Source organism: Listeria costaricensis (assembly GCF_900183385.1).
Classification (GTDB): Bacteria; Bacillota; Bacilli; order Lactobacillales; family Listeriaceae; genus Listeria; species Listeria costaricensis.
The window spans coordinates 55959-80940 of record NZ_FXUT01000027.1 but is presented as its reverse complement, the minus strand read 5'-3'; the positions used below and the strand labels follow the sequence as shown (position 1 = coordinate 80940).

Sequence of the window (24982 nt, the reverse complement as noted above, 5' to 3'; positions counted from 1 at the left end):
ATATTGTTATTATTTCAATAATAACTAAAGATCAAATTCTTTTCAAATGAAGTTTAGCTTATTATTTTGTTTCCACAACTATCTAAAAATAGAAACAGTATTTGTGCATTATCTATTTGAGTACTAGCTCAATCCTTTTGATCACATTACAAGCTTTTTAATTTTCGTCCCATTTATATTGTTTTTGTCCCAAGTTGTGCTATAATATATTTAGGAAGGAAGTGATTTAATTATGAAGAAACAGAATGTCTTAAATTTAATTAAATATCATTCAGAAAAAAATGATGCCCTATTTAGAAATGAAGCAATAGAAATTGCACGATATTTCGATTCAATAGGTGATCACCAACTATCTGAATATATTATGAGTTTGTTATCTACTGCAAATACTTTTATTCCTCAAAGTGCGGCATTTGAAAGTTTATACTTCAAAAAAGTCGGCCCTAATGATGATCCACTTCCACTTCCCGAATCAATAACAGAAGATATTCGCGGCATCATAAATGCAGTAAACCATCACATAGGAATAAATAAGTTCCTTTTCGAAGGTGCTCCTGGCACTGGGAAAACAGAGTCAGTTAAACAAATCGCACGATTATTAGATAGACAGCTATATATGGTCGAATTCAGCGAATTAATTGATAGTAAAATGGGGCAAACAGCTAAAAATATAGTTTCAGTATTTAATGAAATAAATCATTTAACACATCCATCAAAAATATTAATATTATTTGATGAAATAGATGCTATAGCTCTTGATAGAGTTAACTCCAACGATTTAAGAGAAATGGGGCGTGTCACCTCTACTGTATTAAAGGAATTAGACAAGCTTAATGAAGAGGTTGTTCTAATTGCTACAACTAATCTATATGAAAAATTTGATAAAGCATTGACAAGAAGATTTGATTCTGTGATTGACTTTAATAGATATGAAAGAAAAGACTTAATAGAAATAGCTGAAATTATGTTGAACTCCCTTTTGAAAAAATTCAAAAACGCTGGAAGAGATATGAAATTATTCTAAAAAATAATTAGAAATATGAAAGAAATTCCAAGCCCTGGAGAATTGAAAAATATTATTAGAATATCTCTTGCTTTCAGCGATCCAACAAATGAATTTGACTATCTAAAAAGGTTACTAAAATATATTGTAAAAAATCCTAATAATATCGACTTAAAAGAGCTTCAGAATATGGGGTTTACTGTTAGAGAGATCGAAGTATTGACTGGCATATCTAAAAGCCAAGTCTCAAGAGAGCTAAAGGAGGGTTAAAATGAATGATATTTTACAATTAAAAGGAAGATTTGAACAAAAGTCTCGTGACTCCGGTCCGCCTGTTCCGAATTTACCTAAAGGAGCAGTTGTTACCAGTTCAAAAATTGAAAGTTTGTGCAATGATTTAATTGAAATGGAAAGATTCTGGAGTACACAAACTATCTTTAATGGCGGTTTAGTGAGTGCTTATTATATAAAGATTGCTGCTAAAAGTAATAGAATTAGTGAATTTCTATCTTACAAAGGAAAAGCTCCTAACGAGGCTATTGTTGGCGCCAAATTTTCAACTGGGAAAAAGAAAAAACACATTATCACTCATTACGTTCCTATTGAAGCCATAAAAGAAGCTATATCAAAAGGGGAAAAAGCTCTAAAAGTTTTGAATGCTGAATTCGGTAGTAAAATTAATGATAGTATTCTCAATCCTAAAGGAAGTTTAGATCATATAAATTTTCAATCATACGGAATTACAAAATCATCTTTTCGAAAAATAATTGTTGATTCTTATTACTTAGAAAGATTTGACATTGAGAATAGTGATTTTGATTTAAAAAAGAACTCTATTGTAACTATATATGACACTGGTAATGATACCCAAGCACTTTTGAATAAATTAGGTATAAAAATTTTTAATGATCAAATTATTAATGACACAACAATCCTACTTGATACAAACTATTTAGAAATTCTTATACAAAAAGCCCCCTATCTTATTTCAATGGCTACAGAAAATTTAACAGAACTAGCCCCAAGTGATTTTATAGAAACTTTTCATTCTGACACATCAATAATTCCGAAACCTAAGGACGAGCCAATAATTGGTGTTATAGATACTTTATTTGATGAACGTGTTTATTATAGTGACTGGGTAGAATTTCATAATATGATTGATCCACATATCCCCATAGAGCCTGAGGATTACAGGCATGGTACAGCTGTTAGTTCATTAATTGTAGACGGTCCAAGCATTAACCCTTTATTAGACGATGGGTGTGGTAGATTTAAAGTTAGACATTTTGGTGTAGCTACTCAAAGAGCCTTCAATTCATTTACAATTATTCGATCAATTAAAGAAATCATAGCTAGCAATAAAGATATCCGTGTTTGGAATCTTTCCTTGGGTTCTAACGAAGAAACGAATAGGAATTTTATTTCTGCGGAAGCTGCTATTCTTGATCAAATCCAGTTTGAAAATGATGTCATCTTTGTAATTGCTGGTACAAACAAAAAATCCAGTGAACCTGAAAAAAGAATTGGTGCACCAGCAGATTCCATTAATTCAATGATTGTAAACTCTGTCAGTCTAGATAAACAACCCGCTGATTATACTCGGCAAGGAGTAGTCCTCTCTTTCTTTACAAAACCTGATGTTAGTTATTATGGGGGGACTACTGATAACTATATGACAGTTTGTGAACCTTTAGGTAAAGCTTATGTAACTGGCACCTCTTATGCTGCACCATGGATTGCTCGAAAACTCTCTTACCTGATTGATATCATAGGACTAAGTAAAGAAATTGCTAAAGCTTTACTAATTGACTCTGCTATCGGCTGGCAAAACAACTCTAATTTTGAAAAATTATCTTTAATTGGACATGGCGTTGTTCCAATCAGAATAGAGGATATAATCCAGTCTCCTGACGATGAAATTCGTTTTCTAGTAACTGGAGTATCAGAAAAATATGACACTTTCAACTACAATTTCCCAGTTCCCATCCATAATGATAAATATCCTTATGTTGCAAAAGCCACTTTATGTTACTTTCCAAAATGTTCAAGAAATCAGGGTGTAGATTATACAAACACAGAATTGGATATATATTTTGGACGAATTAATAATAAGGACAAATTAGATAGCATTAATAAAAACAAACAAAGTATTGAAGAAGAAACACATTACCTATATGAGGAAGATGCTAGAAAAGTTTTTCGAAAATGGGATAATATTAAGCACATTAGTGAAAAATACACTCCTAAATCACAAGCAAAAAAAGTATATGAAAACAGACTTTGGGGAATGAGTATTAAAACCAAAGAGCGATTAAATGCTAATGATGGCGAAAATATTCGTTTTGGTGTTGTAGTTACATTGAAAGAAATTAATGGTGTCAATAGAATTGATGACTTCATCCAGCAGTGTAGTTTAAAAGGTTGGCTAGTAAATAGAATTAATGTAGAAAATAGAATTGATATTTACCAAACAGCTAATGAAAGTATAGACTTCGAATAAATATATACAAATACGATAATAAAAATATCGCTCAATATTGTGAATAACATTTTTATATAGTTTCACAAATTTCAACTGAGAAAAGAGGTGGTAAAACATGACTAAACATAGTGGAGGTAAAGTTGGGAAAGCAGGTAAAATACTTTCTTCAAAAAACACTAGTAACTCGGCAAAATCCAAAGCTGGAAAAACTTTAAAAAATCATCAAGACAAAAAACATTAAGTAAAATAATATTTTCCTGAAAATCCTTGTAAAATAAAGTACTCCTAATATAGTTGGTACTAGAAAAATAAAAATTCTAGTTCACTATGTTGGGAGTTTTATAATATCCAATATAAAATTTATGGTAATGAGCTGGATTTAAAGACATCAAGAATACGTGGAAGTAGAATTACAGGACCATGGTCGAGGATGTAAAAAGTTACTGGTAGAGCTCCTGAACTTGATTAATTAAAGTTAGAAAACAAGCGACTACATACAGAGAGTAGAGCCCTTTTATCTCAGGCTTGTCAAGAAAAATGTGTAATTAAGAAATAAAAGTATAATACATCACACGATTCTCAAAGGAATCGACAAGGGGAGTGTAAATAATGAATCCTAGGATCATTGTTTGCACTCCCTTTATCTCAATAAGTATACAGATTACACTTCATTCATTGCGGATGCTGAGGATTATATTCATTTTTTATTATAATCGAATTACATTAAAGTACGCCTGAGATAGCCAGTCTGTCGAGCTAAAGTCGCCGTATAAATTTTTTCTCCGTCAACTTTATGAGGAGCACTGTATCAATTATATTTTAAAAATATTTTATCGATTCTTAAGCAAAGCCTAGTATTAATCAATGTCAGATTTTGGGAAAATTAAATACTACATAAAACAACTGATTAAAAAGCTATCGAATCTTTTGCTAATCCTGACTAGAGTGGCTACAACCAGATATCTTTCTCAATCCCATTATCGTTCTATTCGAGTAAGTTCCTTCACATATGCCCCTTCTCCTTTTCTTAATTTTAAAATGGGAGAACATTGGGGCAGGTGGGACATTCAAAAACAGCATATTTATCAACCAATCACAAGTGCTGATTGTACTTCGCGTGCTTCTGTCATCAGATCGTCAAGCATTGTTTGAACGGGTTTGATCTCTGTCAGCATGCCACAAATTTGACCGGCCATTACGGAGCCGCTTTCCACATCGCCCTCATGAACAGCACGGCGCAAGGAACCAAGGGTCAATGCTTCCAGCTCATCGCGCGTGGCGTTGTTGTTTTCCAGTTCCAAATATTTTTCGATCATTGGATTTTTGATGCTGCGAACTGGTGCGCCGCCACGTCGACCTGTCACTGTTGTAGAAGTGTCAGTGGCTTTTAGAACGGCTTCTTTAAAGCTGGCTGGCACTGGGCATTCTTCTGCTACAAGGAATAGTGTGCCGATTTGGACACCTACTGCACCAAGCGCATAGGCTGCTGCTACACCATGACCGTCTGCAATGCCGCCCGCTGCAACGACTGGAATGTCGACTGCTTTGGCAACTTGGCGGACAAGGGCCATCGTTGTGGTTTCTCCGACGTGACCACCTGCTTCTGTACCTTCTGCAACAACTGCATCAGCGCCCATTTCTTGCATTTTCAGCGCGATTTTAACGGATGGAATAACTGGGATGACTTTGATGCCCGCTTCTTTGAACTTCGGCATGAAAGGTTTTGGCGTTCCGGCACCGGTTGTCACGACTTGGACACCTTCTTCAATAACCACGTCGACAAGTTCCGGACAGTTTGGCATCATCAGCATCAAATTAACAGCAAAAGGTTTGTCCGTTTTTTCACGGCATTTTTGGATTTGTTCGCGAAGCTGATCTGCTGAAAGACCGCCAGACGCGATAATTCCTAGTCCTCCGGCATTCGATACGGCCGCTGCCAGTTCATAAGTTGCGATTTGTGCCATCGCTCCTTGGAAAATTGGATATTTGATTCCTAATAATTCTGTAATACTCATTAAAATTTCCTCCTAAGCTAATTCTTTTTGAACAGATTTACTTTTTTCACGTGATTTGTACACGATGTCTAAAATGAGACCCACGGCTGCCAAAACAATCGCGATATAAAAGGCTTGCGTAAAGTCGCCGCCATTTTGACCAGCCATTTGCACAGCCAGCTTTGGTGCGAAGAATGCCGCTGTCGAATAGCCGATAAAGACGATTCCGTAGTTGACACCCTGATTTTTCGGTCCAAAGTTCCCCATGACAAGCGGTGGGAACACGCCCATTGTACCGCCAAAGCAGAGGCCTAAACCGATAATTCCTAGCGCAAAGCCGGCAACCGATTCAAAGACTACAAGGGCAAATAGCGAGATGGCAATGACTGCATAAATAATCATCAGGGTATTGGCACGACCGAGGCGATCTGATACAGCGCCCCAAACGACACGACCCAGACAGTTACTAAGTGAATAAATACTCACATAGCCCGCTGCAGCTGCGGCCGAAAGTCCGAACATATTTTGACCGATCAAGGAAGCATTGGAAGCGATCATAAGTCCTGAGAACGCCCCAATTCCAAGCATCAAGAGAATCAGATAAAACGTCACCGTGCGAATCATGCCAGTCCAAGGCACATTCACAACAGGTGCTGCCTGACCACCTTGCGCGGCAACAAATCCTTTTGGCGCATAGCCAGCCGGTGCCACACGGATAAACAGACTGCAAATGATGACCACCACGATGTAGGCAATCCCCATTACTTTAAAAGCATTCAGTACGCCGGAGCCTTGAATCAGCCAGTTGGCAACAGGAGCCGCAATGATTGTCGCGCCGCCCATGCCCGCTGTAATCAGCCCAGAGGCAAGACCGCGTTTATCTGGAAATAGTCGAATCGTATTGCTCAGGCAGCCAGAGTAAGCAAATCCTTGCCCAAGCCCTGCCAGTATGCCGTATGTGAAGTAAAGCATAGCAGGCGTTGTAGCAAAACCAGTCAGCATAAAGCCAACGCCAAACAAGAGACCGCCGATCAGAATCGCCCAAGTGGCTTTTCCTTTATCTGTCATGATCCCGCCAAGAATCGTTGGAATTGGCCCGATTGCCGCATTGATCGTAAAGGCCATCATGACCTCACTCATTGACCAGCCTTGCGTGGTGCTCAGCGGCCCGGCAAAAACACTAAAAGCATAGACGGCACCCGTACAAAGCAGCACGCCCATTGAAGCGATTAAAACAGCCCAGCGATTGATTTCTTTCTTCATCCGAAAACACCCGCCTTCTGTTTATTTTGGATAATTTCCCGCAAGCCGCCCCATTTTTCTTGGAACAGTCCGGCATCCATCAATTGAAGATTTTGCGCGATTTTTGGTGTAAAGTCCATTTGGTCTAGAATATCCTTTTGCAGGTCGACACCTGGCGCGATTTCTGTTAATACCAGCTCGCCATTTTCCAGTTCAAAGACCGCACGTTCAGTCACATACAGGACTGTTTGGCCACGTTCTGAAGCATAGCTGCCGCTGAAAGTGATCTGCTCGACTTGTTGGATAAATTTCTTCGCCTTACCTTCTTGCAAAATGGTCAACTTGCCGTCAGCCACTTGTGTTTTAAGTCCGCCAGCTGTGAATGTTCCCGCGAAAACTAATTTTTTCGCCGATTGGGAAATATTGATAAAGCCGCCACAACCTGCTACACGTGAGCCAAATTTGCTGACATTGACGTTACCGGATGCATCAGTTTGGGCAAGTCCAAGAACAGACAGATCCAGACCGCCGCCATCATAAAAGTCAAACTGGGCATGATGATCGACAATGGCCTCACTATTATAGGCATGGCCAAAGTCTGCAAGTCCCGCCGGAACTCCACCGATCGAGCCGGCTTCTGTTGTTAGGATCAGCTCGTCACTGATGCCTTCTTCGGCTGCTACAGTAGACACATTGACTGGTATCCCAACGCCAAGATTTAAAATTGTTGCTGGTTCCAGCTCCATAGCTGACCGCCGAGCAATGACCTTGCGATCGTCGAGCGGCAATGCCGGAACACTTTCAAGCGGCACCTTGACTGCCCCTGAGAACGCTGGATTGTACTGCGTATTCTCCGTTTGGAAATGATTTTCCGGTTGGGAAACAACCAGATGATCGATCAGGATGCCCGGTACCCGCACGTCTTTCGGATTGAGTGTTCCGTTTTTTGCGACCTGCTCGACTTGGGCAATGACAATGCCGCCAGAGTTGCGAACAGCTTGGGCAATCGGCAAGACTTCCATATGCAGTCCTTCTTTTTCAAGCGTCAAGTTCCCGGCCTCGTCCGCCACCGTTCCACGGATTAGCGCCACTTGGATCGGGAAGGTCGGATAAAACAGCCATTCTTCCCCTTCCAGTTCGATCACTTTCACAATATCTTCCGTAGTAGAGGCTGACATTTTTGCACCTTCTACACGCGGATCCACAAAAGTTCCCAAGCCGATTTTCGTAATCACGCCGGGACGTTTTGCCGCAATTTCACGATAAAGCTGCGTGATAACGCCCTGCGGCAGATTATAAGCTTCACATTTATCTTCTTCAATCAATTTCGCAAGTTTAGGGGAGGCAATCGCAATGCCACCAATCCAGCGTTTAATCAGCCCAGCATGGCCCCAGTGGCTCATGCCCTTCTCACGGCGGTCACCTAATGCACTTGCATGAATGACCGTCAAATTTTTCGGTGCCTGTTCAGCAAGATAGCGCTCTTCCACCGCGATTGCCATCTCTTCGTTGACACAAGACAAACCAAAACCGCTGAACGCAACTGTATCGCCGTCTTTGATCAGTTTTGCTGCTTCTTTGCTCGAAATTACCTTTGACAAGTTCAACACTCCTTTTTGTTCAGTTGATCACAAATTTAGTTTTTTCTAACCACCCTCCTTATTAGCAATAAGCGTGCCAAGTTTTCAAAACCGCTCATTTGCTCACCTTTTCACGATCAAGCGTTTAATCTGTCTCTAAAAAGCGACATTTTTCTATCGTATAACAAGCTGTCCGTCTTTTTTTTGCAACAAAAAACGGGCCGCATCACTGCTGCCCGAAATCTTTCACATCTTTTAATTTTCGATAGAGAACCGAGCGATGGATGCCCAGTTGATCGGCTGTTTTGGAAACATTATTGTCGTTATAATTCAAAACTTTGCTGATATAGTGGCGTTCGACCTCAGCCAGATAGCTTTTGAGATCTTGCTTATAGCCCTTTTGCTCCATGTAAAGCTCGAGCGCAAAATCCCCGGCACTAATCTCCTCTTGCATCCCGCTATCTGTCATGACAACCAGCCGTTCGATCCGATTGCGAAGTTCCCGCACATTGCCCGGCCAAGAGTGGGCGATCAGTTTCTTCGTTTCTTCTCCATTCAGCTGATAATTTTTGTGATATTTCTCATTGAATCGCTGAATAAAACTTTTCGAGAGCGCAATAATATCCAGCGGCCGTTCTCGCAGTGGCGGAATATAGATTGGCACCACATTGATCCGGTAATAAAGATCCCGCCGAAACTTGCCCTGTTCCACCAGTTCATTCAAATCGCGGTTGGTTGCACAGACTAGACGAAAATTCAGTTTTGTCTCTTTCGTCGCTCCGATCCGTCTTGACTCACCTGATTCCAGCACTCGCAGAAGTTTCGCCTGAAGTTCCAGTGGCATTTCTGAGATCTCATCTAAAAAGAGTGTCCCGTGACTTGCGAGCTCCAACATGCCCGGCTTCTCAAATTCCGCCCCCGTAAAGGCGCCTTTTTCATGTCCGAACAGCTCTGATTCAAACAGATTTGCCGGAATCGCCGCACAATTGATCGAAATAAATTGGCCATTCTGACGCTCACTTTTTTCATGCAGATAGCGCGCCAGTACTTCCTTCCCCGTGCCAGATTCCCCGTAAAGCAACACCTTGCTGTCAAACGGCGCCACTTGATGACAGACCCGCAAAATCCGTTTCATTTCAAGGCTTTCCGCGATAATATTGGTCGACTGTTCGTTCAACGTGAATTCATCCAGCAGCGTCATCTCTTCATGCGTGGAAAGATGATGCCCCTGCCAAGTTTTAAAACTCTCCGGCTGATTCTCATCTGACATTGTCACGATCAGATGCACCGTCCCATCTGAATATAAAATCGGCGTCGAGCATGAGCGAATGCTGAATCCTTTATTCGTATTGATTACCTTGGTCACCTTGCGCTTCGTTCGGATTGCTTCCAGTGTGGCGGAATCATCATAAGCTCCCGCCTTTACCAAATCCTTAACGTTGCAGCGCAGAAGTTCCTCCAGTGAGATGCCGATCGTGAGTGCAGTAAAAGTGTTCGAAAGCAAAATATTTCCATCTGCATCTGTCACAAACAGCGTCGTGGGCATATCACTATTTGCATCTTGCTGATGACCGTTGCCGATCAAATTATCCATCAAATCAAACATCTGCTTCATTCCTTTGCACTTTATTTGCTCACCATTACACAAACATTATAACATAGGAACCCCGCACGACGGATTTGTTTTTTTGCGACAGTTAAATAAAGGGCCAGGCAGCGACTCTTTAATTATAGGAAAGGTCGATCGAGTTTCGGATGATTTCACTGCTCAGCCTATCAAACTCTGCATCATCCATCTCCTCCATCCCCTTCCCCCAGACATGTTCAATCATATAGTTTGAATCTAACTCTAAAATATATTCCTGATCCTCCTCTATAATAAAGGCCATCCATGATTTATTCATGTATTCCACATAAACATCTGAAAATAAAGAATCCATTTCCTTTAATTCAACAGTTGGAAAAGTAGAAAATTGCTCCTGATATCCCTCAGCAACATTCATATTAATGAAACCTTCACGTCCGCTTGGATCATTGACAAAATTATCGATGAAATTTTCGACCGTATCTTCTACTGTTTGTGCCCCATATCTCAACTTGTTCTCTATTATCTGTTGAGCATCTGCTGCTTCTTGCTGATACTCTTCTAGTTTTTGCTGTTCAAGCATCAGATTCACCATATAGATAAGCAATACGAACACTGCACAAAAAACAAGCCATCTGATAATCCTACGCTTTTTACGAGCTGGCTTTGCTCCTGGAACAAAAAGAACCTTTTTTTCCTGCGGTAACTGACTGATTCGCGGATATTCATCATGAAGTTTGATATTTCCCTGCCGTTTCATCTTTTTCACACATCGTACGTATGGCTTCGTTATAAAGTGAAAATGAAATTTCGATACCTGATTCCACATTTCAAGCGCCTCTGCATATTTTTTAGCTCGAAAGAATAGATAACCGGCATACAAAAAGTACAATTTATTCGGTAAAAACGTTGGGATGATCTGCTTGATTCGCCGCACCTCATCGTCTGTCAATTGCACCTTTTTCACTGATTCCGTTCGCATATAAAGCGCCAAAAAGTCCTGCATCTGATTGTCTGGTGCTGCCGCATTTGCTTTTTCCAAATATGACCGAAATTCTTCAGCATCAATACGCTCCACATTCAGCAAATGATAAAACACGATCAGATAGTAAAAATCCGCATCCACAAAATTTTTCCGTACTACTGTTTTCGCAACCTTCTCAAAAGGAAACACCGATTCATCCGGATAAAAAAGCTGACTGTAAAATTCATAGCGCTCCTTAAAAAAAGCACGTGCTTCATGCGCGTCAAGCTCTTCATGCCGTATAAATTCAAAGTTCGGCACATGATAAATTGTTTCTTCTTGCAGAATGAAGTTATATAGCAATAAATCTTCTTTATTCGCTATCACATTTTCCAGCTGATAATGTTTAAATAAGGCGCGAATGGTCCTTTTATCAATTACTTGAAAATTATCAGCTAAAAACAAACAAATTAGACGCTGACTTTGCTGAAATTCTTTAAAATCAAATTCATAACTAATACCCGTTAGATTCTCCCAAAATATCGGATCTAGAAGCAGCCAATAGTTCTCTTCTGTTTCAAGTAGCATTTTTCGCCATCTTTGAAAGGCTAACGTTTCATTTTGCCCATCAAAAATGGTTAAATCAATTTGTCCATCCAGCCATTGTTCAGAAAGCAACTCATTTTTAACAAATAATTCATTGGCAAAATCAAATGAGTTCGCAGAATTTTCTACACCTTCAACGATAGCAAGTGCCTCATCGAAGGCTTGCCTCAGCCGCTGAAATTCATCGGGATCTTCATCTCGTACTTGCTTCAATTTTTCAGCATAAGCTTTCTTGATTTGTCTTTTCTCTTTTGTTGGTTCAATTCCTAAGATCGTCCATATGTCCATCTTGTTGCAGCCTCCCTCTTCTCTATACAGATTATAACAAATCTTCCAATAGGAATAAAATCCACTAAAAAAAGCGGAAATCCAGTTGCAACCAGATTTCCACTCTATTTTCACAGCCTTTTCCAATAATTTTTCTGATAATAAAGCTGCACGAAAAAGCAGCCGAGCAGTACAAGCCCAAAAATGATCCCACCAATCAGCTTCGGAAATGGCAGAAGCATCAGCATGGCTACCGTAATCCCAACACTCGCCACACCCACAATCAACAGGCAGAAAAGCAGTAGCACAATCGCAAAACTGCCGCCACCTCGATTGAATAGCTGCGAAATGGCCGTCCAGTTCAGTGTCAGCAAACGGAAATCGCGGAAATAATAATATTCACTGCCTAGGAAAGTTCCCAACAGATTTCCCGCTAATAGACTCATGCTCAACAGCCAGGGAAGATGCAGCACAAAGCCAGTAATCAGCAGCACAATCGAAGTGAGCACAAGCTGAATCAGAAAAGCAAAACGAAACTTCACTTTTAAATAATGCTTGAAATCAAGCGGCAGCGACTTAAAGTAATGATAATTTTCGCCATCGAGTGAAATAATGACCCCTGCAATCGAATTGCCGTTCAATGTGAAAAGAGCAAAGATGATTCCACCAAGAAACGTCGCAATCCAAAAAATATTCGAGATCCCCGAAAGCGTCATCCCACTGCCGAATGCGAATGGAAACAGAAAAATAAGCGGCATCATAAACACCGTTGTAATCGTCTGCATCAGCAAAGTCGGATTTTTGATCAGCCCAAGATTGTAATGTAAGAGCTTCCGATCCAAGCTAGTAGGCTTAGCAGATTTCCCAGAAGTCCGCGCTTTTCGACCAGAACGAGATGCTGCACCGCCCCCCGTAGAAAACTGGTACATACCCGGAATCACCCATTGTTTCACCAGTAAAAATAATAGAACGAGTAGTGCCAAGATTACAATCAGACTAAGCACCCCATTCAAACTGAGCGGCTCGATCAAGAGTTGATGAAACGGTAAAAACGGTGGCAGAACGGTCTGATCTGGTATCGCCACCTCTCCAAATGTAAAACTTGCTTGTTTTTGGTTGATATACATGATCCCAACAACCATGCCAATCGTTGGAATAAGAAGCAGCGCAGTCGTCACGATATTTTTATACCGATCGAAAATTTTTGTCCGTGTCAAAGCGGAAATGATCAGAATGCTGACACCCAAACTAAGCAGCGCAAACAACACAAAAATAAGTAAACTCCAAACAATCCCCACAAGAAGCGGTAACGGCCCGCGAATTGCCGTTAATAAATACAAGGCCATTACAGGCAGCAAAAACGGAACAACCGCCAGCCCCACAATCAAAAACTTGGCAATAAAGACACTACTTTGTTTAAAAGGCAGCGGCAAGTAATCCTTAATGTCCTTGCTGTTATAAAAAACATTGAACATAATCGAAACCGCCTGAGAAAAGCCTAGTACAAAAAACATCGCATTATAAAACGTAAAGAAACCCGGATATTCAACAAAATTAATTGCACTCATCGTCGCGCCATATAAAACAATAAATAAGACGCCCAGAAAAACATACTGCCAAAGAATTGATTTATAAATGCTGGCACTATTTTTCCCTTTTTTGCGATGTTTTTCAGTTACTTGCGGGTTGGCATAAAGTAGATTGATTTTAAACAACTCGAGAATTTGTCTATTAGTACTCACCTGCCACGCCCCCTTTACACCACTTCATCCACAGCAACTCCAGCATTGCGCCCAGCCATTCGCAGGTAAATCGTTTCAAGCGACTCCCCGTCAGAAGTTGCCAACAGATCCTGCACCGAACCGTTATAAATCAATTCACCCTTTTTCAAAATAGCCAACTGATCGCACAGCTGTTGCGCCGTATCTAAAATATGCGTAGAGAAGATCACCGTTTTCCCTTTTGCAGCATGCTCCTTCATCAGCTCTTTCAAATCGAAGGAAGCCTGCGGATCAAGCCCCTGCATAGGCTCATCCAGCACCCAGATGTCGGGATCAGAAAGCAGCGCCCCAATCAAAATAACCTTTTGGCGCATCCCATGCGAAAAGCCTTCCAGCACATTGCCGCCCTGCCCCTGGATGTCGAACAGATTCGTCAACCGTGTGAGCTCGCGATTCATCTCCTCTTCGGTCAACTGATAGGCGGACGCAACCAAGCTCCAATACTCATTAGCCGTAAGTTGCAAGAACATGTCCGGCGTATCCGGCACATAGCCAATCTTTTTCTTAATAGCGAGCCGATTTTCCCCTAATGACTGTCCATCCACATAGATTTCTCCAGCAGTCGGCTCAATAATACTAACCAGACTTTTAATAGTCGTCGATTTCCCCGCACCATTATGCCCCAGAAAGCCAAAAATCCCACCCCCAGGAATCTCTAACGTCAAATCCTTCAACGCCATTTTCTCCCCATAAACTTTTTGAACATTGCGAAATTCTATCATTTTATGAACCCCTCCCTGTATTTTTTGATAAGATAGATATTTAGAAATGCCATCTTATAAATTTTTCTATTTTTACAACAACTTTTTAGATTTAATTCTCTTTCATTATAACATGTGAATAAAAATACAGGAAAAAATTTATGCCATTCTGAAATATGCTACTTTTCCTTACTGGATTACATTAAAATACGACAACTCTATCCCAATCGTCTATTGAGCTAGCGTTGTCGTAAAATTTTCCTCTGTTAATCTGGTTTAGAGCCATCTATTCTTATCATATCCTCTATCGTCTTTTATAAGTTGCAAACTGGATTCATTAAGATTCAGCCAATTATCCCTTTATCATCGTCGTGGAAATTTCTTCCGTACTATTTAGGTAAATAACATCACAATACTCTTTCAAGAAATCAAATTCACCTTTCCAACTATTTCCCATAACAAATACATCAATATTATTTTTCAAGATATCTTCCTTTTTTTGTTCCCAGCAATTTTCTGGAATAACTTCATCCACATAACGAATTGCTTCTAGTACACTCTTCCGGTTTTTATAACTGTGATAAGAACTTTTATGCTTTAATTCGTTAAATTCATCTGTTGAAATTGCTACAGTCAGATGATCGCCAAGTTCTTTGGCTTTCTTTAGTAGTTGAATATGTTCCCAATGCAACAAGTCAAATGTTCCATACGTGATGACTTTCTTCATTGTGATCATTCCCCCATTCTTTTTCTTTCCATGATTGATACGATTGAAATTCAAACACTTGATTGACTACTTGTGCAGTGGGATTTTGTGCATCTAAATGGCAGAATGCCGACAAGAATTCTTCAGTAGCTCCCCCATCTTCTGTGATTTTTTGAATTAACTCCGTTGTCGTTTCCGCACAAAGCCCTTTAAAGACCTCACGAATCGAAACATATAAGCCGCGTGTTTCTTCTTTATAAATTTTGTAATCTGGTATATAAAAAATAATTTTTCTCGCTAAATTAGCATAATCAAAGACAACAGATGAATAATCCGTAATCAGCATATCACTCACCTTAAACACCGCATTGATACTGATGTGCTGTGGTGCTTTGATGATAAAGTTCTTGTATTTCTCAGGAATCCGAACTGTATCATGTATCAGATAATGCCATTTAATCAAAATGATATACTCGTCTTGTAAAGCATTATGCAAGCGTTCTAAATCAAAAGGCATTATTGCTTTGTACTGTCCACTTCGAAAATTTTGATCATCTCGCCAAGTTGGCGCATAGAGAATTATCTTTTTGCCTTTTGGTAATTGTAACTTTTCCTTTAAATATTTTATCTCAGTCGCAGTAACATGTGTTAGTTCTTCATTTCTCGGATATCCGACCTCTAATATCTTTTGGCGTTCTATCTCAAATGCACGTTCAAAAATATTTGTTGCATAAATATTTTGCGATATCAAATAATCCCACTTCTTTGCTTCATTAACGAAATTATCTTTATAAAACTCTGTAGATACTCCTGGCATCCTCACTTCATTAATATCCAGGCCTAATTTTTTTAGCGGCGTACCGTGCCATGTTTGTAAATAAACTGTCTTTGGACTTTTATACATCCAACTAGGCATACGCGTATTATTCACCCAATACTTTGCTCTTCCCATCAAAAAAAGCCACCTAATTGTTCCTCGAATTACATATGAAATGCCCGCTTTCTCAAATTCACTTTCAAAACCACTTTTTACACACCAGATAAGTTCATAAGGATTTTCTGATGACTCCTTCAAATACGTGTAAATCGCCTTAGGATTATCACTATACTGCTTTCCAAAAAAACTCTCAAAAACAATAATATCCTTTTTAGGTAGTATCCCTAAACATTTCAAAATAATCTGAGCTATAAATACTTTCATCGCTTGTTTTGTCCTTCCTATTAAGCAGATTACATCCCCGTTATGAATTTTTCTTATTCCATGTTTTTCATTAATTCACTCTAAAATGATCATAAATGTAAATTTAATTACTTTTATATTTTTTGATAACAAATTATTATTTTAAAAAACTTTGGCTACAAATTACATTTTACACGTTTTAAACATATTTTTTCGTTTTACTTTTGTACCTTTTACAGTTCAAAAGCATATAATAATTATTTCATTATAAACTGTCATTAAGCACTAAAAATAAAGAAATATACTTTACGCTATAATTTCAAGATCTTCATATAGCATTCAATCACTTTGTCGGCTAAACAAATGTCATATTATAAAATATCAATTTTGTTTCTTTTGATTTTACCTTTCACAATCATACTATCCACTACATTTCAATGGTTTTTTTAGATACAATACAAGAAGAGCGCTCTCGTTATTCATAATTTTCTCATCTATAAATAAAATATTGTAGCTATCTCCACTCATTTATACACCATTTTATAACCAACTTTATGTCAATCAAACGCTCAAATTCTAAAAGGTGCAAAAAAGCGGAAATCAGCTGAAACTGTATTTCCACTTTACTTACTTATCCTTTCTCAATTATATTATCAAGAAGCCTTTTTGAGTTATTCGTATCAACATAAGCAAAAAAATTCTCTACCCTCTCCTGATAAAATAGTTCCATCTTTACGTCACTTAGAAGAATCTGCTCTACTTTTTGAATCAACTCTTCTTCCAAAGTAACAACATCACCAAATCCATGATGGACATAATCAAAATAACCTTCTGAATTTCCCCAGTTACCTTGATCAAATTGATAATATAAAATAGGCTTTTTCATATAAGCAAAATCGAAAGCTACTGACGAATAATCCGTGATTAGCAAGGCCGCCGAATTAAACAAATCTACATATCTTTCTTTATATCCTGCTACATTCTCTGGCTCCACATGAAAATCACACAGTTGCTGCCTAATAGAAGGATGAGGAACAAAAACAAGTTTATAACCATTTTCCGATAAAATGTCTTTAACTTTTTGACTTGATAATAAATGGTCCCAAACTTTATAGTACTCACTATTTTTAAAATCCTCGGCATACGGAATTGAATTTGTCTTTGCATCAAAGCCTTTTACAATATTTTTTCGCCAAGTTGGCATTATTAGTATATTTTTTTCTCTCCCCGATACCGTTTGTAAGCGATCATATCTTGGAAGTCCTGTTAATACCACCTCGTTCTCACTATACTGATAATTCCCCTTCAAAATTGATTGTTGCTCATACTTGGAAGCAGTAACAAAAGTTGAAAAGTTTTTATCCGATTTTTTCAGCCAACCTGATAAATCAGACGTTATGATTCCATGCTGTAAAAAAACGTAGTTAAACTCTTTTAAATCCTTGTAATAATCATTTATATCGCCAAATGGATTATAAATAAATCGATCTGCATGGGAGGATATAAGATTGTCAGCTGTATAGAGCAATTCAAAATGCTCCGCGGATTTATAGTGAACAATCCTAAAATTCTCCTGCTTCAGCCTATCAATATCCGCTGCATCTTGAGTTAGTATAAAATAATTCTTACCAGCTTTTTGCTCTTCAAAGTATCTGTAAAGAACTTCCGCACTATCATCAGCTTTATCAATGCGATCTAAAAAAATATTGACCTTAGATTTTGTTATCCCCTTCTTATACCTTAGTTTTAGTCTTCTAGAGATAATTTTTTTTGCTTCTCGCTTTGGCATTAGCTTTTGTAATTCCTTGCAAAGAATTCTTTCATTTTTTATGACTGCTAATAAAGTTTTGGGCTTCACATAGAACTCTCTTGTTTTCTTACTATACGATATGAACCTACTTGCAGTGGCTATATATAACCCATCAAATTGATTGCTAAATTTCGTGGACTGACCTCTAAATTTCAGGCTTAATCTTCTCGCTTGATTTTCACATTTGATAAACATTTTAATTCTTGTCGAGTCCCTCAAAAATGACTCATTTACAAAAAATTCAAACCCATAAAACTCATGGATACAATCTCCCAATATATATGCGTCATCATTCGGATAGCTAATTCTTGTCGCAACTATTTTCTTGTTTTTTTCATTTTTTAAGTAAATTTCCATCGTTTCATATGGAAACAATGTTCCTATGCTCCCCATTATATGAAATGTTTTTGAACCTTTGTCATATTCTATAATATCGATATCAGCAGTTATTTTTGAAAGTAGGTATAGTTCATCTCCAGTAAAATTAATTAGTGCTAAGTCATTCTTTTTCGCTTTTGTTAAGTAATAGGTATTTCTGTAATCTGGAAAACACCCTGTATACTTGAATTTTACTAAAGCGTGCTTCTGATACCAGTTCAAATGCTTTTGTTCAAGAATGATCTTATCATCAATAAATTGCATGATTTGATATACTTGTAATTGATATTTATCACTTAAGCCATTTTTCTTAAGAATAGCTGGTTTTTCTTGATATTTTAAGCGCCACTGTAAATCATACATGATGATATATTGAATATATAAAGGAAGTCGCCCATTACTATCCTTATATTTATTAATCTTATACACCATTTCCTCTTCTAAATATGTAATAAAGTAATCTACATCATCCGTTGACTCCTGCAAAGCTGAGTTATTTTTATATCTTCTTCGATACAGGTATTTAGCCTCTGGAACAATTCCGTATTTTTTATCCTCCATTACGATTTCTGTAAGAATTTGATTATCTTCCCCATATTTTTTACCTTCTAACAGCTCTCTATTTTCAAATTTTTCCCGCTTTATTATGGTGGCCCCAAGCGACATAATAATGTCTTTATGTTGTTTTTCTATATCTACTATCCGCTCTCTATCAAACTTATAATTCAGCATGTGCCCGCCTGTTTTAGCTTCGAAAAAAAACAATGGAAAAGCAATAACATTAATATCTGGATTTTTTCGAATAAATAAAAACAGTCTTTCTAAGGCATCTTCCTTTAGCTTATCATCCGGATCCATAAAATTGACATACTCACCTTGTGCAAATTCAAGACCTTTATTTCTAGCAGAACTTACACCCCCGTTTTTTTTATCAATGGACATAATATTGGCAGGATATTTCCGCGCATATTCATCAGCAATTTTCCCACTGCTATCCTCTGATCCATCATTCACTAAAATCAATTGCACATTGTAAATAAAGTTTACGGATTGATTAAGCAAACTATCGATGGCTTCCTCAATATAATCTTCAACATTATAAACAGCCATAATAATTGATAATTTGAACTTATTTTCTTTTTGCCTAATTGGTGTCATCGGAACAACTTGTTTACTTTCATTTTTTTCTTTTTGTGCCGAAATTTTTTTATGCAAGTACCTTTTGTTTTTAATCATTTTCCATCCTCTTTTTCGCTATAATTAACTTATTCGATTTAATTTTTGTCCATAAGGTTCGAGCAATCGGATTTCTTTTTAATCGCCCGTAAGCTAGTAAGTGCCATTTCTCTGTTTTTTCCAGCTCATTGATCGCATCAAATATTTGCTGACAATGCTGGTTATTTTTCAAGCAAGTAGGCTTTTCTTTTTGAGATGTTGAAACAGGGCTATATTTAAAATCTTGATTAATCATTTCTTCAAGATTTGCAATTAACGCTGCTTCATCATAAGCAATCAAACCAAATAAATCTTTTTTCATGTCTAAATAGCTACCTTGTTCACATAAATACCTTTCTATGTCAAATTGAAAAAATAGAGTAGGCTTTTCAATATGCAAAAACTCCCAGGCCACGCTCGAATAATCCGTAATCAGCATCTGCGCATTTTTGATTAGCTGTCCCAATTCTTCTTCTCCAAAAGATAGGATACGTACATATGCGTTATCTGATTGAAATAAATTCGCATATTCAATAAACTTCGGATGTAAATAAAAATTTAATTTGATGTTATTTTTTTTCAATACTTGATACAAGGCTGATGAATTAATTAAATGGCTATAAATTTTGTAGTAATCTGAAGCTAAAAATTGTTCCTCATTCACTTCTTCCAACCATTTTCGCCAAGTTGGCATGCATAATATCTCTTGCCCCTCACAAGTTTTATCACGCTTCAGCAGCTCGTCCCATCGAGCCAAACCTGTAACAATAATATTCTTATCGGCATATCCCAAATATTTCTTAATAATTTCTTTTTCAAACTCAAAAGATGCAACAAATAAATCAGCGTGGTTGATACCGTGTACTTTAAAAATTGTATCGATTTTCTTTAATCCTAATACACCGTGTTGCAAGAAAACATATGGTTTTTGAAGCAATACTGGATAAATAAATCCTTGGGAGGCTCGCCAAGCATACCCGTGTCCTTTCGCTTCTGAGGAAACGATTCTCCTCGCAATTAGTAAAAGGAACAGATGCTTTATACTCATGAACTGCACAACTCTTTTTTTATACGGTTTTGTTAAAACTGCATCAGGTGAATCTTTTTTCATTACATAGTATACTTTTTTATCATAATGATTCGTATAACAATATTTAAAGAATGCAAATGCATTGTCTTGGGCAGTCTCCGAAAATTTTTCATGAATCAACCAAATTTTAAAAAAAGAGAAAAACCATCCTGTAAGAAAATATAATAAATACGCAATAGCTTCTCGCCACTTGTACACAGGAAATTCATATTCACTCTTAGTACGATAGCTTATACTAAACTGTTCTGCAGTAGTAATATAAGGAGTCACAAAGAATTGTTTTTCCATCTGTTCTTCATACCGCTTAGAGAAATATTGCAGCTTTAATTTATTTATAAGTTTGTGGTTCTTAACCCGTAGAAAAATAGTCTGTTCTGCTACTTTCACTTCAATAAATGCATCCCAATAAAAACATTTCCATTCATATTTCGAAGTTTCCAATTCCGCGTAAAATCTGCCCTCTTCCCCTTTCTGATTGATTATTTTTAACTGAATCTCCTCCTGCCCTTTTCGATGCTTAAAAACAATACCCTGAACAGAAAAATTCCGTTTTCCAGCTTCAATTCTAAAAATCATCCTCAGTTTATGATTTTTTCTACTAATTTTTTGTAAAAATGCTTCCATTTCATATCTATCTGCTAAAACACTTTCTTTTGTATGAATATAAAAACTTAGCTGGAATGTTAATGTTAAATAACTCACACCAAAACTTGTAGAAGTTAATTGAAAGACGGAAAAATAACGTGCTTCTTTTTCTCTATTTTCCTGTTTTTGAATAGATAATCGATAAATTTCGCCAGTTTGGTTATCTTTAAAATATAAATCATAGCGACCATATGAAAGAAAAACAGCCTCATAGTCTGTTACAGACAAATCAAAAAAAACCTTATTCTTTATCTGCTTATATTGAAAGGGCAGTTCATGTAGTAACGCTTCTTTTCGCTTTTTAATCACAGGTGTCCATCTGCGAAAATCATCTTTTCGACTACGTTTGAAGATGATCCTTACCTTTTTTTCGCAGCTTTCGATTTTATCTGCTATCAATATTTTTTGCACACCGGAAATCCTCCAACTGCTTGTAATCTTTATTGCTCTTCTTACTTTTTCTAAATCTAAAATTTGATTATGATCGCAGCCACAATTTCTGTTCGAACTAAATAAACCGCCTCATAAAAAGCTACTAATTTAGCCAATTCTCTCATTCAGACATTGGCTGCAACAAATGTATCGTATCATTGTGTTTTTCTGACATTCATTTTTGCATTTAGAAACTCTCTAGAATGATTTATAAAATCTCTATTCTGCATTAATAGTGATGAAAATCTTTCATTCCTTTGAAAATCATTGCAATCGATTAACCTTTAAGTTCTTTACTTATTTTAATTAGCAAATATGTTCATTAAATATTCCATATTGTTACTTTAGCTCAAAGAAAAATGTAATATAAATATATTTCCGACATTTAATGTTCTTTATTTTTATTAATTCTATTTTTAAAAATTCCATTTGTCACTAGTTATATTTTACACTTTTATATTATTAAAATTTGCTTTACTTTCGCACCTCAAAGAGTTCAAAAATGTATAATCACCTTTTTTATTTAGAATTAACCCTTATAATATGTATATAATAATAATTTTTAATACATAAATTAACACATGGCTGCTAATATCATATCAATAAAAGCCAGATAATCTCCACTATATATCAATGTAACTTTTCCTATATATTAATTTCCTTTCTATATACAATTTAATGATTTATAGCATAAAAAGCTCCACAGAAAGTTAGAATGAAAAATTTAACTTTCTGTAGAGCAGTATAAATATAACCACTATTTTTTATTCGTAGCACATACACACATTCCCCAACAACCCGCTCGGTTCAATCGGGCGATATTGTGAGAGAAAATCCTTTTGTTCTGTGCCTAAAGTGTTTGTCACCTCAATTGCTAGATGATTACTTCCTATTTTTAGCGCCAAGGTTATATCAAAACGATACGGTTCACAAATTCTAACCCCACAATCCACACCATTCACAAATACTTGTGCAACCTCATATACCTCTGTCAGTTCCAGCATATGCCGACTGTTGTTCCGCACATTAAAATCCGCTTCGTAACGAAAAGTACCGCTAAAATCTGCTGAGACTGCTTCTGTATCCCAATTGCCTAATCGAGCGGTGGGTAATTCTCGAAAAACAGGATATTCAAAAGCATTGGCCAGCGAAATTTGCCAGTCTAATACTAACAATTCCTTACGTGCGGGCTTTTTCTTCACCTCGGCAGCATGGATTCGTTCTGGCAACAATAGCCATATTTTTTCTTCCCCACATGCTAATTCAAGTGACTGCCGCGCTTCTGCTACAATTTCGCCGTACTCAAATAGTTGATTGGAAAACGGCTCATACTGATAGAGCCAGCCCTTGTTTCCTAGCGTAATTTCTGTTGTAATCGGTAGGTCCACCGCTTCATTGACAAACATGTACACTTCTCCATCCGCATGCAAGTAATGATAGCTTCTTAGCCACGGCTCAAAATCGGCGGTCTGAATGTCGAAGAAGCCTCGTTTTTTCATCATGCTTGCCAACTCGGCTAATGGCCACACTTCTGCTTCCAGTGACCATGCAGCACCTTCACTCGTTCTTGTGGGCTGATCTTCTAAAAATATAGTCGGAACTTGGAGATGTTGCAGTTTTTCCAACAGTTTCGCTGGGAGCGCCTCTGCATAAGGAATCAACAAAACGTCAAAGGTTTCATCATGAATGACCAGTTTGCCTTCTGCTTCAGTCGCATTCAACAACAGGTCAATCGGCACCACGTCAAAATCGATTTGATGCTGCGTTAAAATTTTAGCCGGTTTTTGAAACAGCATGTAGTCCCCCGACCATTCAGCCTCTGCATGGTATAAAATGGCCGCTGTGGCGATGTGCCGCCCGTCCGATAAAAGCTCCGCAGTCCGATTCATATAGTTCATCAGCTGCCCCATATGGCGAAACTCCGGATCATGACCGTGTGCATAAAAATGCGGTGGGCAGTCTGGATCCGGGAATGGTGCCATATCAAAAGCATGCGGCACAAATTGATTGATGCCTCGAACCAGCATATGATCCGCCAGCCATTTCATATATTTCAGCCCCTCAGAGTAGCCAAACGCGCCGAACAGCTCGCATAATGTCCGCCCTTTTTTCTTCGGGTCAAGCTGGCCGATTGAAGCGCCCATTTTAGCCAGACCATAATGGAAAAATTCGCCGTCCCAGCCAGTTTGCGTGAACGTCCTGAAATAACCGCCGTCCATACCGGGTATCAATTGTTGAAGAACGACATCGATCCCTGCCATCGTCTGCCCGGAAATCCCTCTCGCGAAATGCCCAGCCCCATAGCCAAGTCTAGCATGCGCATTGTTATCCTCAATCAAATGACCGACATATTCGACGCCATGTGCCGCACACCAGTCGCCTAATTTTCCCGTGAAGTTTTTGGCATACAGCCGCGTAATCAAATCCATGTACCGGTAACGGATCTGATGCGCCACCTCTCCACCATCTGCTACAAGTAGCGGCAAAAGTAGTCGAATATTTTCCACACCAGCCTCTGTCAGCAGTTCCGGCAAGTCGCTTCGCCAAGGTAGTGGCATCTCCATGCGCCCAATCGAGGCATCCGGTCCCTTCGTGTTGCCAAACCGCGGTTCATCTGAGAAAAAGCCAGCGATCGACTTGCCAAATTCAGCGCCCAGCTCCCGAAAATGCGGCTCATAAACCGTCTCGATCAACACCTGGGTCGCCTCTTCGTCGAGCGGATTCAAGTAGCCCTCTGTCGACCGCTCCCCACCGCTGTAAGTCTCAATCAGTGTGAAAACCCGCCAGTTGCCAGCCGGAATGTCCCAGCTCACCACTCCATCTTCAAGCCGATCCGTCAAATCAATCAATGTGTCCGGATCCACCGTGTGGAAATCTACCGTGCGAGCAGCCACAACACCAATGATCTCATCTTTCAGGGACGCCTTAAAAGCCGCCGCTTGTCCCGACGTTTGCCCGACCTGCATGATTTTTTCCCGATCACCGTTCGTCTGCCAGCCAACCAGAAGCTTTCCTTCCCGCTGTGGCCCGCAATAGTCGACCTGCCCGATTTTCAAAAATTTCTTCCGTAAATGCGGATATTCACGCACAATCGCGCCATTTGCATATCCCGTCGGAAAGTGAGCATCGTCAAACAACCACACACGCATGCCCAATTTTTCAGCTTCGTCCAAAACAATTCGCACGTCACGAAACCAGCCAGGTCCCGCAAAATCAGGATGGGGGCGCGGCTCTAAACAAACCGCTCGAATCCCCGTCTCCCGAATTTTTTGCATATGCCTCCGAATGACCTCCTCCTTTTCCCCATGCATCCACAGA

General features: G+C 38.5%; 16 protein-coding genes. 4 read left to right on the top strand and 12 right to left on the bottom strand.

The genetic code is table 11. The features are described from left to right. Nucleotides 1-232: 232 nt before the first annotated feature. The 4 genes from CS921_RS14755 to CS921_RS15805 all read left to right on the top strand — a co-directional run bounded on the left by CS921_RS14755 (nucleotide 233) and on the right by CS921_RS15805 (nucleotide 3729). The gene (locus CS921_RS14755; RefSeq protein WP_240422384.1) at nucleotides 233-1024 is read left to right on the top strand and encodes an ATP-binding protein; all 792 of its coding nucleotides are present in this window, start codon (nucleotides 233-235) and stop codon (nucleotides 1022-1024) included. A 15-nt stretch (nucleotides 1025-1039) separates the two neighbouring features. Further along, the gene (locus tag CS921_RS15750) at nucleotides 1040-1273 is read left to right on the top strand and encodes a hypothetical protein (protein WP_240422383.1); all 234 of its coding nucleotides are present in this window, start codon (nucleotides 1040-1042) and stop codon (nucleotides 1271-1273) included. Between the two features lies 1 nt (nucleotide 1274). Then, nucleotides 1275-3506 (top strand): S8 family peptidase, encoded by a 2232-nt coding sequence (locus CS921_RS14750; protein ID WP_099225220.1) that lies wholly within the window; start codon nucleotides 1275-1277, stop codon nucleotides 3504-3506. Between the two features lie 97 nt (nucleotides 3507-3603). Next, nucleotides 3604-3729: a hypothetical protein gene (locus CS921_RS15805; protein WP_276108489.1), complete on the top strand. Its 126-nt coding sequence runs from the start codon at nucleotides 3604-3606 to the stop codon at nucleotides 3727-3729. Nucleotides 3730-4573: 844 nt separating this feature from the next. On the opposite strand, the gene CS921_RS14745 is transcribed toward CS921_RS15805, so the two are convergent. The 12 genes from CS921_RS14745 to CS921_RS14690 all read right to left on the bottom strand — a co-directional run bounded on the left by CS921_RS14745 (nucleotide 4574) and on the right by CS921_RS14690 (nucleotide 24939). Beyond that, nucleotides 4574-5503 carry a nitronate monooxygenase gene (locus CS921_RS14745; RefSeq protein WP_099225218.1) on the bottom strand — a complete coding sequence of 310 codons (930 nt, stop codon included), beginning with the start codon at nucleotides 5501-5503 and terminating at the stop codon, nucleotides 4574-4576. Between the two features lie 12 nt (nucleotides 5504-5515). Continuing rightward, nucleotides 5516-6745 carry an L-lactate MFS transporter gene (locus CS921_RS14740; protein ID WP_099225216.1) on the bottom strand — a complete coding sequence of 410 codons (1230 nt, stop codon included), beginning with the start codon at nucleotides 6743-6745 and terminating at the stop codon, nucleotides 5516-5518. Further along, nucleotides 6742-8325 (bottom strand): acyl CoA:acetate/3-ketoacid CoA transferase, encoded by a 1584-nt coding sequence (locus CS921_RS14735; protein ID WP_099225214.1) that lies wholly within the window; start codon nucleotides 8323-8325, stop codon nucleotides 6742-6744. Before CS921_RS14735 ends, CS921_RS14740 begins: the two co-directional genes overlap by 4 nt. 205 nt (nucleotides 8326-8530) lie before the next feature. Beyond that, nucleotides 8531-9910, bottom strand: a complete 1380-nt coding sequence (locus tag CS921_RS14730) for a sigma-54 interaction domain-containing protein (RefSeq protein WP_099225212.1) — start codon at nucleotides 9908-9910, stop codon at nucleotides 8531-8533. 118 nt (nucleotides 9911-10028) lie between these two features. Beyond that, nucleotides 10029-11747 (bottom strand): hypothetical protein, encoded by a 1719-nt coding sequence (locus CS921_RS14725; protein ID WP_099225210.1) that lies wholly within the window; start codon nucleotides 11745-11747, stop codon nucleotides 10029-10031. A gap of 110 nt (nucleotides 11748-11857) precedes the next feature. After that, the gene (locus tag CS921_RS14720; RefSeq protein WP_099225208.1) at nucleotides 11858-13468 is read right to left on the bottom strand and encodes an ABC transporter permease; all 1611 of its coding nucleotides are present in this window, start codon (nucleotides 13466-13468) and stop codon (nucleotides 11858-11860) included. Nucleotides 13469-13482: 14 nt separating this feature from the next. Then, nucleotides 13483-14229 carry an ABC transporter ATP-binding protein gene (locus CS921_RS14715; RefSeq protein WP_099225206.1) on the bottom strand — a complete coding sequence of 249 codons (747 nt, stop codon included), beginning with the start codon at nucleotides 14227-14229 and terminating at the stop codon, nucleotides 13483-13485. Nucleotides 14230-14560: 331 nt separating this feature from the next. Further along, nucleotides 14561-14935, bottom strand: coding sequence for a glycerol-3-phosphate cytidylyltransferase (gene tagD, locus CS921_RS14710; protein WP_099225204.1), 375 nt, complete (start codon nucleotides 14933-14935; stop codon nucleotides 14561-14563). Then, nucleotides 14904-16115 carry a CDP-glycerol glycerophosphotransferase family protein gene (locus CS921_RS14705; protein ID WP_099225202.1) on the bottom strand — a complete coding sequence of 404 codons (1212 nt, stop codon included), beginning with the start codon at nucleotides 16113-16115 and terminating at the stop codon, nucleotides 14904-14906. Before CS921_RS14705 ends, tagD begins: the two co-directional genes overlap by 32 nt. A gap of 610 nt (nucleotides 16116-16725) precedes the next feature. Further along, nucleotides 16726-19518: a bifunctional glycosyltransferase/CDP-glycerol:glycerophosphate glycerophosphotransferase gene (locus CS921_RS14700; protein ID WP_099225200.1), complete on the bottom strand. Its 2793-nt coding sequence runs from the start codon at nucleotides 19516-19518 to the stop codon at nucleotides 16726-16728. Continuing rightward, nucleotides 19511-21643 (bottom strand): CDP-glycerol glycerophosphotransferase family protein, encoded by a 2133-nt coding sequence (locus CS921_RS14695; protein WP_099225198.1) that lies wholly within the window; start codon nucleotides 21641-21643, stop codon nucleotides 19511-19513. The genes CS921_RS14700 and CS921_RS14695 overlap by 8 nt, the downstream gene beginning before the upstream one ends. 785 nt (nucleotides 21644-22428) lie before the next feature. Then, nucleotides 22429-24939 (bottom strand): glycosylhydrolase-like jelly roll fold domain-containing protein, encoded by a 2511-nt coding sequence (locus tag CS921_RS14690; RefSeq protein WP_240422382.1) that lies wholly within the window; start codon nucleotides 24937-24939, stop codon nucleotides 22429-22431. Nucleotides 24940-24982 lie beyond the last annotated feature (43 nt).